Source organism: Sphingomonas sp. CCH15-F11 (assembly GCF_001557005.1).
Taxonomy (GTDB): domain Bacteria; phylum Pseudomonadota; class Alphaproteobacteria; order Sphingomonadales; family Sphingomonadaceae; genus Sphingomonas.
In genome coordinates, this window is record NZ_LSKG01000099.1 from 39,574 (window position 1) to 57,392 (window position 17,819).

General features: G+C 60.9%; 15 protein-coding genes and 1 pseudogene. 5 read left to right on the forward strand and 11 right to left on the reverse strand.

Going from position 1 to position 17,819, the window contains the following annotated elements:
- Positions 1 to 3: 3 nt before the first annotated feature.
- The 4 genes from AX709_RS18610 to AX709_RS08985 all read right to left on the reverse strand — a co-directional run bounded on the left by AX709_RS18610 (position 4) and on the right by AX709_RS08985 (position 5,114).
- Positions 4 to 609 (reverse strand): hypothetical protein, encoded by a 606-nt coding sequence (locus AX709_RS18610; protein ID WP_156454227.1) that lies wholly within the window; start codon positions 607 to 609, stop codon positions 4 to 6.
- Positions 606 to 1,997: an HlyD family type I secretion periplasmic adaptor subunit gene (locus AX709_RS08975; protein WP_082731711.1), complete on the reverse strand. Its 1,392-nt coding sequence runs from the start codon at positions 1,995 to 1,997 to the stop codon at positions 606 to 608. The genes AX709_RS18610 and AX709_RS08975 overlap by 4 nt, the downstream gene beginning before the upstream one ends.
- A gap of 27 nt (positions 1,998 to 2,024) precedes the next feature.
- A complete protein-coding gene (locus AX709_RS08980; RefSeq protein WP_066548957.1) occupies positions 2,025 to 4,202 on the reverse strand; it encodes a type I secretion system permease/ATPase in 2,178 nt (725 codons plus the stop codon).
- 708 nt (positions 4,203 to 4,910) lie between these two features.
- Positions 4,911 to 5,114 carry a helix-turn-helix transcriptional regulator gene (locus AX709_RS08985; RefSeq protein ID WP_066548959.1) on the reverse strand — a complete coding sequence of 68 codons (204 nt, stop codon included), beginning with the start codon at positions 5,112 to 5,114 and terminating at the stop codon, positions 4,911 to 4,913.
- A gap of 588 nt (positions 5,115 to 5,702) precedes the next feature.
- Between AX709_RS08985 and AX709_RS08990 the strand changes: the two genes are divergently transcribed.
- Positions 5,703 to 6,701, forward strand: a complete 999-nt coding sequence (locus AX709_RS08990) for a nucleotidyltransferase and HEPN domain-containing protein (protein WP_331709710.1) — start codon at positions 5,703 to 5,705, stop codon at positions 6,699 to 6,701.
- Between the two features lie 22 nt (positions 6,702 to 6,723).
- Here the strand turns inward: AX709_RS08990 and AX709_RS08995 are convergent, their stop codons facing one another.
- A complete protein-coding gene (locus AX709_RS08995) occupies positions 6,724 to 7,215 on the reverse strand; it encodes a MucR family transcriptional regulator (RefSeq protein WP_066548964.1) in 492 nt (163 codons plus the stop codon).
- A gap of 404 nt (positions 7,216 to 7,619) precedes the next feature.
- On the opposite strand from AX709_RS08995, the gene AX709_RS09000 reads away from it, so the two are divergent.
- On the forward strand, positions 7,620 to 7,940 hold the full coding sequence (locus AX709_RS09000) for a DUF736 domain-containing protein (RefSeq protein ID WP_066548967.1): 321 nt from the start codon (positions 7,620 to 7,622) through the stop codon (positions 7,938 to 7,940).
- 1 nt (position 7,941) lies between these two features.
- Here the strand turns inward: AX709_RS09000 and AX709_RS09005 are convergent, their stop codons facing one another.
- The 4 genes from AX709_RS09005 to AX709_RS09020 are packed head-to-tail and all read right to left on the reverse strand — an operon-like array spanning position 7,942 to position 9,323.
- Positions 7,942 to 8,127 carry a DUF6771 family protein gene (locus tag AX709_RS09005; RefSeq protein WP_066548968.1) on the reverse strand — a complete coding sequence of 62 codons (186 nt, stop codon included), beginning with the start codon at positions 8,125 to 8,127 and terminating at the stop codon, positions 7,942 to 7,944.
- 32 nt (positions 8,128 to 8,159) lie between these two features.
- Positions 8,160 to 8,693 (reverse strand): thermonuclease family protein, encoded by a 534-nt coding sequence (locus AX709_RS09010; RefSeq protein ID WP_156454228.1) that lies wholly within the window; start codon positions 8,691 to 8,693, stop codon positions 8,160 to 8,162.
- A 35-nt stretch (positions 8,694 to 8,728) separates the two neighbouring features.
- Positions 8,729 to 8,983: a conjugal transfer protein TraD gene (locus AX709_RS09015; RefSeq protein ID WP_066548969.1), complete on the reverse strand. Its 255-nt coding sequence runs from the start codon at positions 8,981 to 8,983 to the stop codon at positions 8,729 to 8,731.
- Between the two features lie 16 nt (positions 8,984 to 8,999).
- Entirely contained in the window at positions 9,000 to 9,323 is a 324-nt protein-coding gene (locus AX709_RS09020) for a conjugal transfer protein TraD (protein WP_197419100.1), read from the reverse strand.
- A 105-nt stretch (positions 9,324 to 9,428) separates the two neighbouring features.
- Between AX709_RS09020 and traA the strand changes: the two genes are divergently transcribed.
- From traA to AX709_RS09035, 3 genes are all read left to right on the forward strand, one after another.
- Entirely contained in the window at positions 9,429 to 12,251 is a 2,823-nt protein-coding gene (gene traA, locus AX709_RS09025; RefSeq protein WP_082731712.1) for a Ti-type conjugative transfer relaxase TraA, read from the forward strand.
- A gap of 344 nt (positions 12,252 to 12,595) precedes the next feature.
- Positions 12,596 to 14,056, forward strand: coding sequence for a toll/interleukin-1 receptor domain-containing protein (locus tag AX709_RS09030; RefSeq protein ID WP_197432027.1), 1,461 nt, complete (start codon positions 12,596 to 12,598; stop codon positions 14,054 to 14,056).
- Positions 14,053 to 15,570, forward strand: coding sequence for an argonaute/piwi family protein (locus tag AX709_RS09035; protein ID WP_066548972.1), 1,518 nt, complete (start codon positions 14,053 to 14,055; stop codon positions 15,568 to 15,570). The genes AX709_RS09030 and AX709_RS09035 overlap by 4 nt, the downstream gene beginning before the upstream one ends.
- 17 nt (positions 15,571 to 15,587) lie before the next feature.
- On the opposite strand, the gene AX709_RS09040 is transcribed toward AX709_RS09035, so the two are convergent.
- A complete protein-coding gene (locus tag AX709_RS09040) occupies positions 15,588 to 17,360 on the reverse strand; it encodes a UvrD-helicase domain-containing protein (protein ID WP_066548974.1) in 1,773 nt (590 codons plus the stop codon).
- A 3-nt stretch (positions 17,361 to 17,363) separates the two neighbouring features.
- Positions 17,364 to 17,819, reverse strand: a pseudogene (locus AX709_RS18910) (ATP-dependent nuclease); the annotation flags it as partial.

Sequence of the window (17,819 nt, forward strand, 5' to 3'; positions counted from 1 at the left end):
TGCCTAACCTCCGCAAGGCTGGCTGGAAAGAGTCCAGCCGTGTGATTGCTCTCTTACAGAAACCATTCGACGTGCAGTGTTGCCGCCGCTCCAATTCACACCACTAAGGTTGGCACACTTGGAAGAGATCCACCCATCAAGTTTATGATCAGCTAGTTTTGACAGGTCAAAGTGCGCCACTCTCTGAATAAAACCCTCTTCAGTAACACGCCATACAAAGGTTCCATTTTGCTCCGGCGTACTATTGTTCTCCTCGGAGTTTAAAGTAATAAACAATTTGTTTTTCGGCTCAAAGTCGGGAATTCCAAAGACATGGATCATCTCGCCGTGAATAGTATCAATCGCTAAAACTCCACTATTTTCCACCCCCTGAAACGACCAGAATTGTATGTGGGGCACCGGCGATTGTAAGCGTTGGAAAACCGGGCAATCCGGCTCGGAACAGTCCTGGATGCCAATTCTTATTTCACCAAACCATGTCCTCAAAATAGACGGTCCGTTCATCCCGGTCGCCTCAATGCCATTCTGACCGAATGCTATAACAGAGCCCGAAATCGCGATGGTACCGGCGATAATACAGATAATCATACGTCGTGAATAAAACTTCATCTTTCTCTCCCCGCTTCATGCAAGCGCGTCGAGATCGGCGAAAGAAGATACCGAATGATTCGCCGCTTTCCGGTCATCACTTCAGCGGTTATCGCCATCCCTGGTGACAGATTGAGACCATTTCGCCTTGCTTTATCGACGTCCAAGCGCACGCGAGCGCTGTACACTAGGCCAAGCTTTTCATCCTCGACAGCGTCACGCGAGATGCTTTCCAGTAGGCCGGGCACGGTACCGTAGTCCGTAAACGGATATGCCTCGATCTTGAGGCGCACCGGTTGCCCCTCGCGCACGAACCCCGCTTCGCGATTTAATATCTTGGCCTCGACAAGGAGTTGGCTGTCGTCGGGCACGACCACCAGCAGCGTTTCCGCCGACTGCACCACTCCGCCCAGCGTATGCACCGAAAGCTGCTGCACCGTGCCACTCACCGGGCTGACCATTCGCATCAGGCGGTTGCGCAGGTCGGTCTTGGCGATTTCGTTGCGGCGAAGCTCGCTATTATCCTGTGCATCGGCCAATTCCTTGACCGTGCTGCGCGCGAGCTCGGAGCGAAGCTGGCCGAGCTGGGCATCGACGCCGGCAATCGACGCCCGGGCCTTCGCTGCGGCCGCGCGCTGCACATCAACATTACGCGTCCGCTCGATCTTCTGTTCCTGAAGCTCGTAGAGCCGCAGCCGCGGAAAATGCCCTTTGCGTACCAGCTCCTCGCGCGCCGCTATCTGCTGGTCGAACAGCGGCATCGTCTCGTTGATCTTGCGGATTTCGGCTTCGGCCGCCTGCACCTCCGCGACGTGCTCGGATCGCTGGCGGGTCAGGATCGCGCGTCGGGCTTCATATTCCTGAATCTGCGTGGCGACGAGATTGTGCTGAATGGAGGCGAGTTCACCGGGCGTGCCCTCCGGCGCGATGAACGCGCCATCGCCGCCGTTGAGGTAGGAAAGCAGCGCCCGACTCCGTGCCCGGTCGATCTTGGCGGCCATGAGCCCGGTACGTGCCTGTGCGTCATCCGCGCCGGCGGCGGTCGGATCGAGTTCGAGAAGAAGCTGGCCAGCACGGACATGCTGCCCGTCACGTACGTGGATTGCGCGCACGACACCCAGTTCGGTCGGCTGAATAATCTTTACCCGGTCAGCGGGGATGATGCGTCCTGGCGCGGTGACTACTACGTCCAGCTTACCGATAAACGCCCAGAGCAGGGCGACAGCGACGCCACCGATCAGCAACCACAAGCCGAAGCGAGCGAGCGGCGATGCGGGTGTTTCGATGATTTCGAGGGCGGCGGGCAAAAATTCCGTTTGCTCGCGGTGCCGCTTGTTTCTGGCCTGCTCGGCATCGATCGCCCAAGCGGACGTCAGCACCGACCAGTGACGGGCTACTCCTGCGACCATACTCAACGCCACCTATTGGTCGCGGCGCTATGTTCTGGTCTGCCGCCGATATAAATCCGCATAACGACCTTCCTTAGTCAAGAGCTCTTCATGGCTACCGATCTCGGTTATCTCGCCATTTTCAATAGTTACGATCCGGTCTGCGTCGCGCACGGCAGACAGCCGATGCGCCACGATGATCACCGTTCGGCCCTCCGCAATCCGCTTCAGGTTTGCCTGAATCACTTCCTCGGATTCCGCATCGAGCGCCGACGTGGCCTCGTCGAAGATGAGGATGCGCGGATCGTTCATTAGCGCTCGTGCGATGGCGATCCGCTGACGCTGTCCACCGGACAGATTGCGGCCACGCTCCTCGAGCACTGTATCGTAACCATACGGAAGCTGGAGGATGAATTCGTGTGCGCCGGCGAGTTCCGCAGCTTCGATGACGCGCTCCATGGATGCGATCGGATCGGCCAGCGCGATATTGTCGCGCACGGAACGATTCAGGAGTTCGTTTTCCTGCAGGACGACGCCAACCTGGCGCCGGAGCCATGTCGGGTCGACAAGCATGAGGTCGACGCCATCAACGAGGACCCGCCCTTGTGTCGGGACATGCAGGCGCTGAATTAGGCTGGTGAAGGTCGATTTACCGGAACCGGAAGGCCCGACCACGCCGATCATTTCACCAGGAGCGATATCGAGGTCGATCCCCTTCAAAACGTCGGGCTGGTCGACGAGATAGCGGAATCGCACGCGCTCAAACCGCACGCGCCCGCGAATTGTCGGAAGCGCCGCGCGGTTCGGATCGTGTTCCGGTTCAGGCTTGGCGTTGAGTACATCGCCGAGGCGTTCGATCGAGATCTTTACCTGCTGCACATCTTGAGCGAGCTGTGCGAGGCGAAGGATTGGCATGGCAACGCGGCCGGCGAGCATGTTGAATGCAACCAGGCCGCCTACCGTCAGGCTGCCGCCGATGACCTGCTTTGCGCCGATGTATAGGATCATCACCGTCGTGAGCTTGGAAATCAACTGCACAGCGCCTGAACCCCAAACGGCAAGCTTGGCTACCGAGAAGCCAGTGCCGACATATGCGGCGAGCTTGCGTTCCCAATCCGCGCGCATTCGAGGCTCGACCGACATGGACTTCAGCGTGCGGACCGCGCCCACGCTCTCGACCAAAAAAGCCTGGCTGTCTGCGCCGCGATTGAACTTTTCGTCCAGTCTGCGTCGGAGTGGGGGGACCACGACGAAGGTGATCAGCATGTAAAGTGGTAGCGATAATGCTACGATCAGTGTCAGGATCGGCGAGTAGAGGTACATCACGGCGAGGAACACCACCGTGAACAACAGGTCCAAGCCGACGCCGAGCGCAGGGCCGGTGAGAAATTCGCGAATCGTCTCCAATTCTCGGACGCGCGCGATCGTGTCGCCGACGCGGCGCGTCTCGAAATACCCAAGCGGCAAATTGAGCATATGGCGATATAACGACGCTCCCAACTCGGCATCGACGCGCGAAGTCGTATGGGAGAGGAGCCATTGCCGAGCACTGGTCAGTAGGGTTTCCCAGACGAATACGACCGTCAGCCCGACTGCAAGCACGTCGAGCGTGCTCAGGGTCCCGTTCACCAGTACTTTGTCGATGACGAGTTGAAAGAAGATCGGTGAGATCAGGGCCACAATCTGGATGACAAACGAAGCGACGAGCACCTGGATAAGGGGCCTGCGATACTTGACGAGAAATGGCATGAACCACGTCACGTCAAAATGTCGCTTTCCACCCGCCAGTGCTTCGCGCGTGGTCATCAACACCAAACGCCCGTTCCAGCGGTCAACGAGTTCTTCTTCTGTCCAGAGCTCGGGCTCGCCACTGGTCACGCGCTGAACAAGAGCCCTGATGCCGTCCTTCACGCCTGCTTGCGCTTGCTGCTCCAGAGCGCGCGCAATCAAAAAGAACTCGCCATCCCGTGCCTCGGCAATGGCCGGTAGCGGCATGTGAGGTAGTTTTGCGGGCGTGCTCATGATCGTTCGGGCTTTGACACCCAGACGCTTGGCGGCGCGCAGGATGTCGTCCGCATGAAATGGCGCTAGGCCTTGGCCGCGCTCATGGAGAATCTGCTCTGGATCGACCCTGACTTGCAGAAAGGCGAGCAACTGCATGAGGGCTATAAGCCCGCTATCATATCTCGCGACCTGCGCCTCAACGCGGTCCGGCCTATCCGCCATACGCCCCCACTCACCGCCGAAATGTTACTGACGGTAGCGATAGACTTAGCCCATGATGTGTGACCGTTTTGTGTCATCTTTCTCGGCTCTATCAAACAATTGCAGCATATTGCGGATTTCGAGCTTTCAAGAAGCTCCTTGTGTCCGGCAAAAAACGGACGGGTCCGAAGAGTCGAGTTAGGATCCGCATCATGTGGTCAAATCGATGTTGTACGCGGCGGCCGCTTTCAATTATCGATGTCCGCGGGCGGAATAACACCGAAGCGCGCAGATAGCCGACAGTCGTTATCTTAATCGACCGCGTAAACGAATTTCGGACGGTCTTTAAACTACCCTGCAATCTGCGCTTGTGGATCAAGTCGGCCGGGTGAGGGGCTGCTTAGCGGCTGGATCACTCCGTTGTTCTTACGGTCGTCGACGCGACAGGCAGATCGTTCAATTTCTGCTGCTCGGAAGTGTCGTGTGTAATTAATGAAACCGCATTGCGAGGCATGGTCACTAAAGCAAATCATGCGTTCCGGTGCGCCGGCTGGTAATTGTGAAGCATCTGTTCAGAAGCATTGAGAATGACATAAGCGTGCAGTGTTTACATTTCCACGAGCGTATAATCCGAAGCTAATCGCGATCAATGACACATAAAATGCGCAGGGCCTGGTCGGGTCGAATGAAATAATCAATCAAATATCTATGAACTGCTTAGCGCTGATTTTAGTCTTCAGCACCATAGAACATCGGGTTCTGCAACCATTCCCGGATCGCTGATTCGCGCCAACCCGCACATCGAGTGCTGATCTGGACGTTCCGGGGGAACGTGCCGGCGCTCATCTTCCGGTAGAGGGTGGAGCGGCTGAGTCCCGTGCGATCGAGTACGGCATTGAGCCGCAGAATGCGGTCGGGAAGATCGGTCTGCATTGGTTACTCCTTCAACTCCGAGCGATGACGTGGTCCGCTGTCGGACAAGCTGGTCCTTATTCCCGCCAAGCAGAAGAGCCCTGTTGGGGCCAGTAGAGCCCTGTTCGGCGAACGACGGCACAAAGGACGATCAGGCTGATCGTCGCTACGTTGCGTGACGGTCCCAGGATGTATCGGCAACGCTGATCGTTGCGCGCTCTTGTCGCGGTCGCGTCTTCGAGTCGCCCGCTCGCGCTTGATGCGGTCGCCGCGCGCACGCGCGGCGTCGTAATGCCTCCGGCGTCGATCTGGCGAGGTGGGCCGCGCTGCCCTGTGGTCCCGCCGTGGCGCGCCGCAACCCCGGCTGCGCCGGGGTCCTCCACTTTGTTCCGGCCTTGCAGGTGCCGCTCGCCTCATCGAGCGGGACCAGTGGTGCGTGCCTGCCGCCCACCCCGCCATCCCGGCGCCGATTGCGGTACCGTGAGAGGAGGAACATCTATGACCGATCGCCAGAGCCTCTGTGGCCGGTGACCGTGCCATCCTCCGCGCGGCGAGCGCGGCCAGCAAAGCCGCCGACCTGCTGCTCTGCCATCCGGCGGAGAACGAACCATGACCGATGGCGGCCGTCTTTGCGTTACCCGGCCTCACTCGGCATGGTCTGGAGACGCTGGGCAGTGCGGTTCCAAGTGGTTAGGGTTGAGCACAATGCGTAGCGATCTCGATCATCTCCCCGCCGCCAAGCGCCGCGATCTCGAGCGGATCGTCGCGATCCTGTTCGAGGAGTTCGAGAATGCCACCCGGCTCGCCACCCAGAAGTGGAAGAAGCAGGGGCGGATTCTCAAGATCATCCTCTATGGCAGCTATGCGCGCGGCGACTGGGTCGAGGACCCGGTCGGTCGCTATTTCTCCGACTACGACATCCTCGTGCTGGTCAGCGACCAGCGGCTGACCGATCCCATCGACTATTGGGCGAAGGCGGATGATCACCTCACCCGCGAGGTGACCATCTCGAAGAAGATCAGCGCACCCGTGACCTTCATCGTCCACAGCCTCGAGGACGTGAACAACTTCCTGCGCTGCGGTAAGCCGTTCTTCATCGATGCGATCGAGCAGGGGATCGTCCTCTATGAAGCCGAGGGCCACCCGCTCGCAGCGCCACAGCCGCTAACCGAAGAAGCGCAGCGCGCCGAGGCGCAGAAGCTTTTTGATCAATGGTCACTAAGCGCAGGTCAGTTTTTTAGGGGTGCGAAGCACGCCATCAATGACGGGGATAATCGCAAAGCTGCCTTCGACCTGCACCAGACCGCGGAGCAGCTCTATCACTGCGTCCTACTGACCCTGACCCTCTATAGCCCCAAGTCACACAAGCTTAACTTCCTGCGCAGCCAAGCCGAGCCGCTGGTCCCCGATCTGATCGCGGTCTGGCCGCGCGATACGAAGTTCGCGCAGCGCTGCTTCGAGCTGCTGCGCCAGGCCTATGTCAACGCGCGCTACTCACCGCACTACAAGATCACCGCCGCCGAGCTCGACTGGATCGCCGAGCGCGTCGAGCTGCTGCAGCAACTCGTGCGCGAAGCGTGCGAACAGCGGCTCGCGCCGCGCGGCTGACCCGCGCGGCGCTCACCGATCATCAAGCCTGCTTTGGCGTGCGGCGCCGGGCGGCGGGAGCGGGAGCGGCCTCGGGCACCTTCGCCTTACGCCCGCGCGCGCCGAGCCCGATCTTCTTCGCCATGGCGCTGCGCTGCTCCGAATAGCTGGGCGCCACCATCGGATAGTCGGCCCGCAGGTTGTAGCGCTCGCGATATTCGTCCGGCGTCAGCCCGTGCGTCGAGAGATGACGGCGCAACGTCTTGTACGGCTTGCCGTCGATCATCGAGATGATCACGTCCTTCGATGCCAAGGATTTTCGGACCGACACAGCGGGCGCGTATTCACCGGCTTCAGAAGAGGCCGCTTCAGTGGATACGCTGGTCTCATCGGCAAGACTGGTCAGTGTCGCATGCATCGTGCGCAGAAACGCCGGCACTTCGTCCGCCGCGACCCGGTTGTTCTGATTACCCAGCCACGCAATGGTGAGTTCGGTGGCGAGTTCAACGGCGTTGAGCTGCATCTCTTCGGTCATGATCTTCCTTCCATGCGTCGTCCGTGACGCTTATCTGCGCGGGTAGAATATTGCTCCATTTCGGAGGTAATTCGATGCAACGCAAGCTGAGACGATCAGCTGAGCTAATGACCGGGTCTCGATTGGTGACAACTACTGCGAACCGCAGCCTCGATCGCTGCTGAGCCGCGCGACCTGTCGCCGTCATCAACGCCTCGTCTCTGGACCGGCCGGGAACCGCCGCAACCTTATGCCCGCACGATTTTCCCCGCCGCCTGCGGCAGCTCCTCGCGCAACAAAATCGCACGCCCGCAGGTCCTCCGCTTGACGCTACGGTCGCATGCGATGCGCCGGCCCCCTGATTGCCGGTCCTCTCGGTCGGCGTCGACGGGAACAGGTCCCCTCGATCATCAGGAGCAAGACCAATGCCTGCCATCGGATATGTCACCAAGGATGCAAACGGTTCGTTCAAGGGCCAACTGAAGACGCTCAGCATTCGCGCTGAGATCACCATCACCGCGAACACGCGCAAGTCCAGCGATGCGCAGCCCGACTATCGGGTCCACTCGGGCGATGTCGAGATCGGTGCCGGCTGGAACCGTCGCTCGGAAAGCTCGGGCAACAACTACGTGTCGCTGAGCCTTGCCGCACCCGAGTTCGGGCCGCGCCGGCTTTACGCCAACCTTGGCCGCGCCGCCGATAGTGGCGACGACCGGTTCGCAATCATCTGGAATCCCGCGGACTGACCTAAGCGCCCGGCGGCACTGCCGCCGGGCCATCGTCCCGCTCAGCCAAAGCGCTCGCGATCATCGCTGCGAGCGCTTCTTCGGCGCGGGTGCGGCTCGCCGCATCCTTGCCGCCAAGGTCATGGCGGATCCACTCAGGCGCGCGGGCGAGAGCAGCAGCGATAAGGTCGGCGAGGCGGGAGGTCATGGCGCTCCTATCGTCGACAGCGGACGGAAAAACTAGCGCAGATCGGCCGGACAGGTTCGAGCGATCCGCAAGCCATTATCCCACCCAGACTTGTAGATCGCATGGCCCCGCCGAAGCTGCCAGCACGACAGGTCGCCGTGGGCGCCTGAGACCCGCGCCAGGGTCCGGCCATAACGATCTTCGCCCACCCGCTCGATCGTGAGATCGCCCGTAACCGCCTCGCGCAGGTTTGCGGTCGATGCGAAAGGATCACCCGGCGCGCAATCGCGGCCGGGCCGGCAATGGCCGGGTAGTTCGGGGGCGTCGATGGCGAGCAGCCTGATCCGCTCGCCGGTGCAGCGAAGCGTGTCGCCGTCGACCGCGACGCACCCGCCAAGTGGTTGCGGGTAATCGACCGGTGCGGACGCGATGTCCGGCAGTGCCAACGAGCCTGCGCCGATGGTCGTGCCGAGCAACGCCGCACCGCCAAGCACGGTGACCGGCAGCCACCATTTTCGCCAACCGACCCGACGCTTCTCGCCGATCAGCGCTTCGATCGTGATGGTCTTTGGGCGGCGTCGGATCATGGTGAAGCTCTGACATGGGCACCGTTAAGGCGAGGCTACCGACTGGATGCAGCGGACTCGTCTTGAACGCCCGACGTCGGCGTCTCTTCGTGCTTCGCGAACCCCCGTACCCCGCGTCGCCACCACAGCAGCATCTGGCGCTCGCGGTCCTCACCTCGAAGCTTTGCGGCGACCTCAAGCAGCGCGCCGTAGATCACCGCGCGATCGTCATCGGTGAGGATGACGAGCTCCGCCTTGGCGACCAGCCCGCCGAGCTCGATCAGCTGGCGGGTGCGTTCGCGGCGCTTCACGACCCAGGCGCGCCGGTCATGGCGCGCCAGCCTGGCTCGCCGGCGGTGGCGCGCCGCGATCGTCCGCTTGAGCGCTGCCGCGGTGGTTGCCAGTTCGGCCGCCAGCGCCGTGCGCGCCTTGAAAGAACGCCGCGCCCCGTGCGCGCTGCGCCTCCTTCGCTGACTGGCTTTGCTCGTCGACCGCCAGGAGCAGCGCACCCGCCAGGCGTTCGACCGGCAGCGCGTCTGCACCACACGCTATCACCAGCTCGCCGAGCTGCTGAAGCTTGCGCGTCTTGAGCAACTTCGCCTTGTCGTCGAGTGCCTTGAGTTCGGCGTCATAGTCTCGGGGTTTGCGCATGATCATGTCCTCGATTGCAGGGTGAGGACACACCCGTTATCGCTGCACTCGATCAGTCGCAACGCGCTGAAATCCCATGGGACTTCGCGTTCCCGAGAAAGATGAATTCTTTCGAGGGCGCGGCTGTACGACCAGCGCCTCGACCGCCATCACGACTTTTCCAACAAGACGGGTGTGGTGCACTCCGAAGTGTTGCTGCCGAACGGCGCGCCCGAGCAGTTGTCGGATCGCGAGCAGCTGTGGAACACGGTCGAGGCGGCCGAGCTGCGCAAGGACGCGCAGCTGGCGCGCGAGGTCGAGTTCGCGATTCCGCGCGAGATGACCCGGGAACAGAGCATCGAGCTGGCGCGCGACTTCGTGCGCGACGAGTTCGTCGATCGCGGCATGATCGCCGATCTCAATGTGCATTGGGATATCGGTGCCGATGGTCAACCCAAGCCGCATGCCCATGTGATGCTCACGATGCGCGACGTGGACGGAGACGGGTTCGGCAAGAAGAACCGCGACTGGAACCGCACCGATCTGCTCGAGAAGTGGCGCGAGCGCTGGGCCGAGCACGTCAATGCCCGGTTGGTCGAGCTCGATATCGACGCCCGCATCGACCACCGCAGCCTTGAAGCGCAGGGCATCGACCTCGAGCCGCAGCACAAGATCGGCCCTGCGGCCTCGCGGATGGCGGCGCAGGGTCTCGACTGCGAACGTGCGGCCGAGCACCTCGAGATCGTGCGGTCGAACGGCGCGAAGATCATCGCCAATCCGCAGATCGCGCTTGATGCGATCACCCATAGCCAGGCGACATTTACCGCCCGGGATCTGGCGCGGTTCATTCACCGGCACAGTGTCGGCAAGGACCAGTTCGACCAGGCAATGGCCGCCATTCGTTCGTCCCCCGAGCTGGTCGCGCTCGGCACGGACGGGCGTGGCGAAGAGCGGTTCACGTCGCGCGACATGATCGAGACCGAGCAGCGACTGGAGCGTGCCGCGGTCCGGCTCGCGGCGCGCTCAGGCCATGGTCTCCCGGCAGCAGCGATGGATCGCGCCATCGCTGCTGCCGGGAGTAACGGTCTGATCCTCGGCGGTGAGCAACAGGCCGCTTTGGACCACATAACCGGCCCACGCGATCTTGCCATCGTCACCGGCTATGCCGGCACCGGCAAATCCGCCATGTTGAGCGTCGCGCGCGATGCATGGGAGCGCGCCGGCTACGAGGTGCAGGGGCTCGCGCTGTCGGGCATCGCTGCCGAGAACCTGGAGACCGGCTCAGGCATTGCGTCGCGTACGATCGCCAGCCTCGAGCATCAATGGTCGCGAGGTCGCGAGCTGCTTACCGATCGCTCGGTGTTGGTGATCGACGAAGCCGGGATGATCGGCTCGCGCCAGATGGAGCGGCTGGTCGCCGAAGCAGAAAAGCGCGGCGCCAAGCTGGTGCTGGTCGGCGATCCCGAGCAGCTTCAGGCCATCGAAGCAGGTGCGGCGTTCCGCTCGCTCGCTGAGCGGCATGGCAGTGTCGAGATCACCGAGGTGCGCCGCCAGCGCGACGACTGGCAGCGTGATGCGACGCGCTATCTGGCGACCGGACGAACCGGCGCGGCGATCCATGCCTATGCCGAGCATGATCGCGTCCATGTCGCCGAGACGCGCGAGGAGGCGCGTGGCAATCTGATTGATCGTTGGGATCGCGATCGCCAGGTCGATCCGAACGCGAGCCGGATCATCCTTACGCACACCAACGACGAGGTGCTGGCGCTCAACCAGGCCGCGCGCGAGCGGCTGCGCGAGGCGGGCTCGCTTGGTGACGATGTGACGATCACCACTGAGCGGGGCAGCCGTGACTTTGCGACCGGCGACCGCATCATGTTTCTCAGGAACGAGCGCAGCTTGGGCGTGAAAAACGGCACGCTTGGCAATGTGCAGAGCGTCAACGCGATGCGGATGGCGGTGTTGCTCGATGACGGTCGCGCGGTCGCGTTCGACCTCAAGGACTATAACCAGATCGACCATGGCTATGCCGCCACCATCCACAAGGCACAGGGCATGACGGTCGATCGCACCCATGTGCTGGCCACGCCCGGCATGGATAGCCATGCCGCTTATGTCGCGCTGTCGCGCCACCGCGACCGGGTCGACCTGCACTATGGCCAGGACGACTTTGCCGATCAGGGCAGGCTCGTTCGCACGCTATCGCGAGACCGGGCCAAGGACATGGCGAGTGACTATGCGCGCGAGCCGGAGCAGCGCTTCGCCGATGCGCGCAGCATCAGGTTCCGCGAGCGCGTCGCCGAACTGGCGCGCAAGGTGCCCGAGAAGATGCGCGGCATGTTCGATGGCCTGCGCCTGCCGGTCCAACAAGCGCCGGAGCTGGCCAGATCGCCCGAGGACGAAGCGCACCAGCGGCGGGCCATCGTCCAGCGCCACGCCCGCGCAGTGGCCAACATCTTCGAGCGGTTCGACCAGGGGCTTGCTGCCACCCCCGACCAGATAGAGGAACTGACCAAAGCCCGGCACGATCTGAACGGGCTGCGGGCGCATGCGTCGATCGATCTCGAAGCCGCGTACAAGAACGATCGGACGCTTGCCGAAGACGCATCAGGCGGCAACTTCACGCGCACCAACGCAGCGCTGCGGCACGAAGCCCGCATGCGCACCGATCCCGCATATCGAGCCGACCGGTTCGTCGAACGCTGGACCAGGCTCAGCGCCCAGGCCGAACGCGCCTATGTGAGCGGGGATCTTGCGAGCAGGAAATCAGCGCAGAACCAAATGGCGGGCTTGGCGAAGAGCCTCGAACGTGACCCGCAGCTGGAATCCATCCTTGCAGCACGCAAGGCGCAGCTGGGCATCTCGATCGATACCGGGCGCAGGCTGGGTGCCGAGCTCGCGTTCAACCATGGGATCGACTTGGGGCGGGGAAGGGGGCTCGGTCGATGAAGAGCATGGGGTCCGCTTCGCGCCCCAATATCGGCCGTTCGGAACACTAACGAGCCATCCTGAAAGCCGACATTGCGGCACAGTGAAAATCGAAAGTTGTGATTGGGTAGAGTCTGATCCAGCTAGTCTGAAGAGCTAGGCGCCTAGAAGTGCGCGGAGGCAAAGCCCCTTAGCTCACCGCAAGCGATCGTCACCGGAAGGCGGAAACCAAACGGTTCCAAGCGCGCCCAGAGCGCGGGCCGAAAGGCCGCGGAACGAACCTGATTTGTTCTAATTTGCATTACGATTCACTCTACGGCGTGGTATGTTTTTCCTCTTTCGATAAAAAATCTGGGGGCAGCCTTTTGGCAGCAAACGATACACAGATCATTGCGAAGGCAGCAGAACCCGCTGCTGCTTCTCGCAAGCTGGTTTTTATCAGCCATGCCAATCCCGAAGATAATGAGTTCGTTTCGTGGTTGGCTACCCGCCTTGCAGGAGCCGGCTACGAGGTGTGGGCGGATGTCTCGCAGCTGGTCGGTGGTGAGACATTCTGGCGAGACATCGGCACCGCCATCAAGGATGACGCGGCGACGGTCGTTACCGTGCTATCGCGCGCCTCGTACAAAAAGGATGGCGTGCTCGATGAGATTGCGCTTGCGGTCGGTACTGGTCGCAAGTTGCAGAAGCCTTCCTTCGTCATCCCTATTCGTCTCGACGATCTTCCGTATTCGGATTTCCCCGAACAGCTCATTCGCCTGAATGCGATCAATTTCGCTGGGAATTGGGCGGACGGCCTGTCCCGGTTGCAGGACGCCTTGGAAAAGGCTGGCGTGCCTAAGGAAGAATGCGCTCCCGCGCACGCTTTCGATCAATGGAGATCGTTCCGCCTTCGTCAGAGCGGCGCAGTCGCGCAGGTGCCAGAACAGCTTTCGAGCAATTGGCTGCGTATTGTTGAGCTCCCTGCGCAGATCAATTTCTGTCGCTTCGCAGCCGACTCCAAAGCGGTGGCAAAGGCGCTCGCCGGGTTAGGCACACCCATCGTACCGCTCGATCGATTGGGGCTAACTTTCTCCGACGCGCCAAACATCTTGATGGATGATGCACCGTCGATCGGCGTGGAACACGCCTACGAGTTCGATCTTCAGAAATTCCTGAATGGTGAGCGCCAGACCGGACCTGAGGTGCGACGCGGCGACGCATCCAATATGCTCACGAACCTCCTGCGTCAGGCGTGGGAAAAATTCGCCAAGGATAGCGGCCTCCTGCCGTACGAGTTCGCCAACAGCACCGGCTGGTACGTGCCGCTCGATCTCATCGACGGAAATAAGGTCGGTTACGTCGATGGCGCTGGAAAGCGGCGGAAGAAATGGCTCGTCGGGTACAGCAAGAAGCGGCAGGTCTATTGGCACTTTGCCGTATCCGCATACGCCACCCTGGGCGATGATCCCCACTTCGTATTTCGACCGCAGGTTGTCTTCACTACGGACGGACGAACGCCGCTCGATAGCAAGGCGAAGGCTGCGGGGCTGCGTCGCAGCTTCTGCAAGAACTGGTGGAACGATCGCTGGTACGGCTTGCTGACGGCATTCGTCACCTATCTGGCGGGTGACAGTGAGCATATCCTGCTGCCGCTCGGGTCAGATAAAGTCGCACGCATTGAAGGCCGGCTGGTTTCCTTCGAGTCTCAATTGTCGATCGTCGGTGACTCAATCGCCATTTCGGATGACGACGAAAACGCGGATCACGACGTTGAGGCTGATGACCTCGACGATGGTGAAGACGTCTTTTTCGCCGATGAAATGGACGAGGGAGAAATCGCATGACTGCGCGGACGATCGTGCAACTCCCCGAGCCATTGTTGGGGTTTGGTTACGGCCAACAAATGGAGCATCCCAAGGATGGCCTGTTTCTATTCGGGCCGCTCGCAGACCACGCCAATCCTGCTGAAATGCGTATCGGTATCGTGGGTACTGCCGACTGCATTGCTAGCTTCCACGAGTGGTCGAAACGGATCAGGGGCTACATTCCTTCGGCTAACGCCGAGGTCGCACACCATGCAAGTTGGCCGGGCTTCCAAGCGGTGTTTGGGACGAAGTGGCCCGAGAAGGCACTTGTTGAACTGACAGTGGATGAGGCCCAGCTGAGCAAGGCCATCCGGATCGAAAATCGCCACGAGGCTATCTACAAGGCCGTATCTATTTTCGAGGACGCGATCCGGCGAAACCTTCGCCAGAATGAGGCGCCGCCTGCGCTGTGGTTCGTTGTCATCCCGGAAGAGGTGCATCGCTACGGTCGTCCGAAATCGACCATCCCGAAAGCGGAGCGCGGACAATCGACCTCGCTGTTCAATCGCAAGACCGCCCGCAAAATCATGGAGACAGGCAGCCTTTTCGTCGAAGAGCGTGAGGCGGCGGATATGTATCGGTTTGATCTGAACTTCCATCATCAGCTCAAGGCCCGGCTGCTGGAAAAGCAAGTCGTCTTGCAGATCGTGCGCGACACGACGCTCACGCCTGAGAAGTTCGTTGTCGATGGGCGGATGATCCGCACGCCGCAAGATCCAGCGACTGTAGCGTGGAACCTCTGCACGACGGCATTCTTCAAAGCGAGCGGCAAGCCTTGGCGGCTAGCTTCGGTGCGCCCGGGCGTGTGCTATGTCGGGTTGGTCTTCAAGAAAGATGAGACTTCGCCCGAAAGTGGCAACGCGTGCTGCGGCGCTCAGATGTTTTTGGACAGCGGCGACGGCGTGGTCTTTCGCGGCGCGGTCGGCCCTTGGTATTCTAAGATCGGCGAGGAGTTTCACCTTTCTAAGGAGAAGGCGGCCGACCTCATGCGGCTCGTCGTGGATGCCTACACCGATATACACGGGAAGCCTCCCGCCGAATTGTTCATCCACGGCAAAACGCGCTTCAATCACGAGGAGTGGGACGGTTTCTGTTCGGTCGTTCCGCCCGAAACCAATCTTGTTGGCGTGCGCATCCGTTCAACGGGTGATCTGAAGCTCTATCGACAGGGCAAGAAGCCGGTGCTGCGCGGCACCGCCATGCTGGTGTCAGATCGGCGGGGCTACCTTTGGACGAAGGGATTTGTGCCGCGTCTGGATACCTATCCGGGCTGGGAAACGCCCAATCCACTGAGCATCGAAATCACTCGCGGAACGGGCGACCTTCAGCAGGTCATGATCGACGTGTTAGGGCTTACGAAGGTCAATTTTAATGCGTGCGTGTTTGCTGACGGTCTACCTGTAACGCTCAAGTTTGCGGACGCCGTAGGTGAGATTCTTACAGCCGCGCCGGTAAGCGATCTGCCGCCGCTTCCGTTCCGTCATTATATTTGAGTGGGAAACCCGCCCATTTACTGCACGACATTTACGCCTGCCGGACCAAGGAACATGCTCGGTGGATTCCCGTGTCGATCCTGCTCGGCGACGTACATCAGCAGCTTCCGCGCTCGCGTCACGCCAACATAGAACTGGCGCTTTTCGGCTTCGATTGCCTCGGGGGTACGAGCGCGAAAGAACGGAAACGATCCGCTTCTTAGGCCGATCAAAGCAACTGCATCATATTCCCGGCCCTTTGCGTAGTGGATGGTCGATAACCGCAGCGCACGGGTCGGGCTGGCAAAGAGTCCCAGATCGTCAATGCTCAGGTTCGCAGTGTCGATCTCCTGACGAACCATATCGGCCTTCATTTCTTGCACCGACGCGAAGAATAGGCCCGCTTGCTGCGCGCCGACATAGTCGGCGTCCTGCAGAATCCGCCCGGTGCTCGTCGACATCGCGTCAAGCCAGGCGAGAGCGCCGCCGCCGGGCGCGGCAAGGCGCTCAGCCTCGCGCAATAGCCTGATGATCACGCGCCTTCCGTCGTATGAAGAAATGTCGAGCCGTGCACTGCCGGTGAGTTCCTGGACTGCGTGGAACAACGCTCGCTCAAGCTGGTGCGTCGTCTCGGGGTTGGGATCAGTTACCGCGCCGCACAGCTGTTCGGCTAACGCCGCGAACAGACGCGAGCGGCGATAGGGCCGAGCTCCGGGACCGACAACGGGCGTCCCAAAGTCGCGGAGCTGTCGCGACAACGCGATGAGCGATTTCCAATCCTTCGCCAAGATCGTCGCCGATCCTATGGGTATGTTCTGCGCCGCCAAGGCCGGTAGAAAATTCTCGGTAATGGCGGCGAAGGCTGACACGCCCCGTATCAGGAACGGGTCCACCGGATAATCTCGGTCTCTGCCGACGGCGGCCATTGCGGGAACCCGCCCAAACAGACGCTCGGCGTGATTGACCACGCGCTGACTGGAACGAAAGTTTCCAAACAGCGACAGATCGGTTCGAGCACCAATGTCATTTGCGAACGGCGCAACCAACTCCGGGCGGGCACCGGTGAAGCCAAAAATGGATTGGTGAAGGTCACCGACCGCAAAGAACCGTGACCGACCCGTTCGATGGAGCAGCCGCAGGATTTCGATTTGAAGTTCCGTCGTGTCCTGAAATTCGTCGATCAGGAACCATGGGTATCGAGCGCACAGCCCAGCGGCGATCACCGGATAGTCACGCAGGAGCTGATAGGCTCCGTAGATGATGCTGTTGAAAGTGATGTAGCCGCGTGCCTGACACTCGGCCCAGAAGAACGGCGCGGCTCGGGCGACGGCGTCGTTTTCGGCGGCCTGACCAACAATCTGCCCATTGGAATCAAGGGACAGATTCTCAAACGCGTCTAGGTCGTTGATCGTCAATTGCAGCAAATTCACTTGCGCGGCGGCAGCGCCGCATATGAGGTCAAAATCAGGATTCTCGCGCGTTAGAATCCTTCGCCAGGCCGCCAAATCCGGCCGCAACCATCCAAACGGCCTGACCACATCATTCAGGCAAAACGCATGGATGGTTGAGACGACGAAGTGGCGCTCGTCATCTGGCTGCATCTGCTCACGTGTGCGTTGCTCGATTTCCTGAACGGCGGTGTTCGTATAGGTGATGCAGCAGATTTGCTTGGGTGATCCTCGGACGCCCTCGATTTCAGCGACCAGCTTGGCGATCAGCGTGCGCGTTTTCCCGCTGCCGGGGCAAGCGGTGAGCATCATGTTGCCGCCGTGCGCGACTGCCTCTGCCTGTTGGGGAGTGAGGCTTGTCACGACTTACTCCCGCAGCCAGTTCACGGCGTCGATAATGTATTGGGGCAGCGCGCCCGCCTGAGCCACATGGCGATTGGCGACCTGTGCAAATCGACCTTTGCCGAAACGCTTGGCCGTGCGCAGCACCTTGTCTTTGACGGCTTCGGGTATTGCGCCGCCGAGTAGCTGGTGCATTTCCAGATCGCCGCGAATACGCGGCGCGCCTAGATCGCCAGCCGTTGCAATGAGCATCCCCAGATTCTGCTCAAGCGTGATTTCACGCTCAAACGTCGTCGCGCCGACAAACACGCGAACATACGGGCCAACGAGCTCTGCGAGGTTCGGCCGTATCGGCACGTCGTCACCCTCCGGGACTGCTTCCGGCTGATCAGCGTCGCCAACGATGGCGCATTTCTTGGGTAAGCAGCCTTCTGCGAAAAGGCGCGAGAACGGCCCGAAATGGACACCGTGCACGGCGAC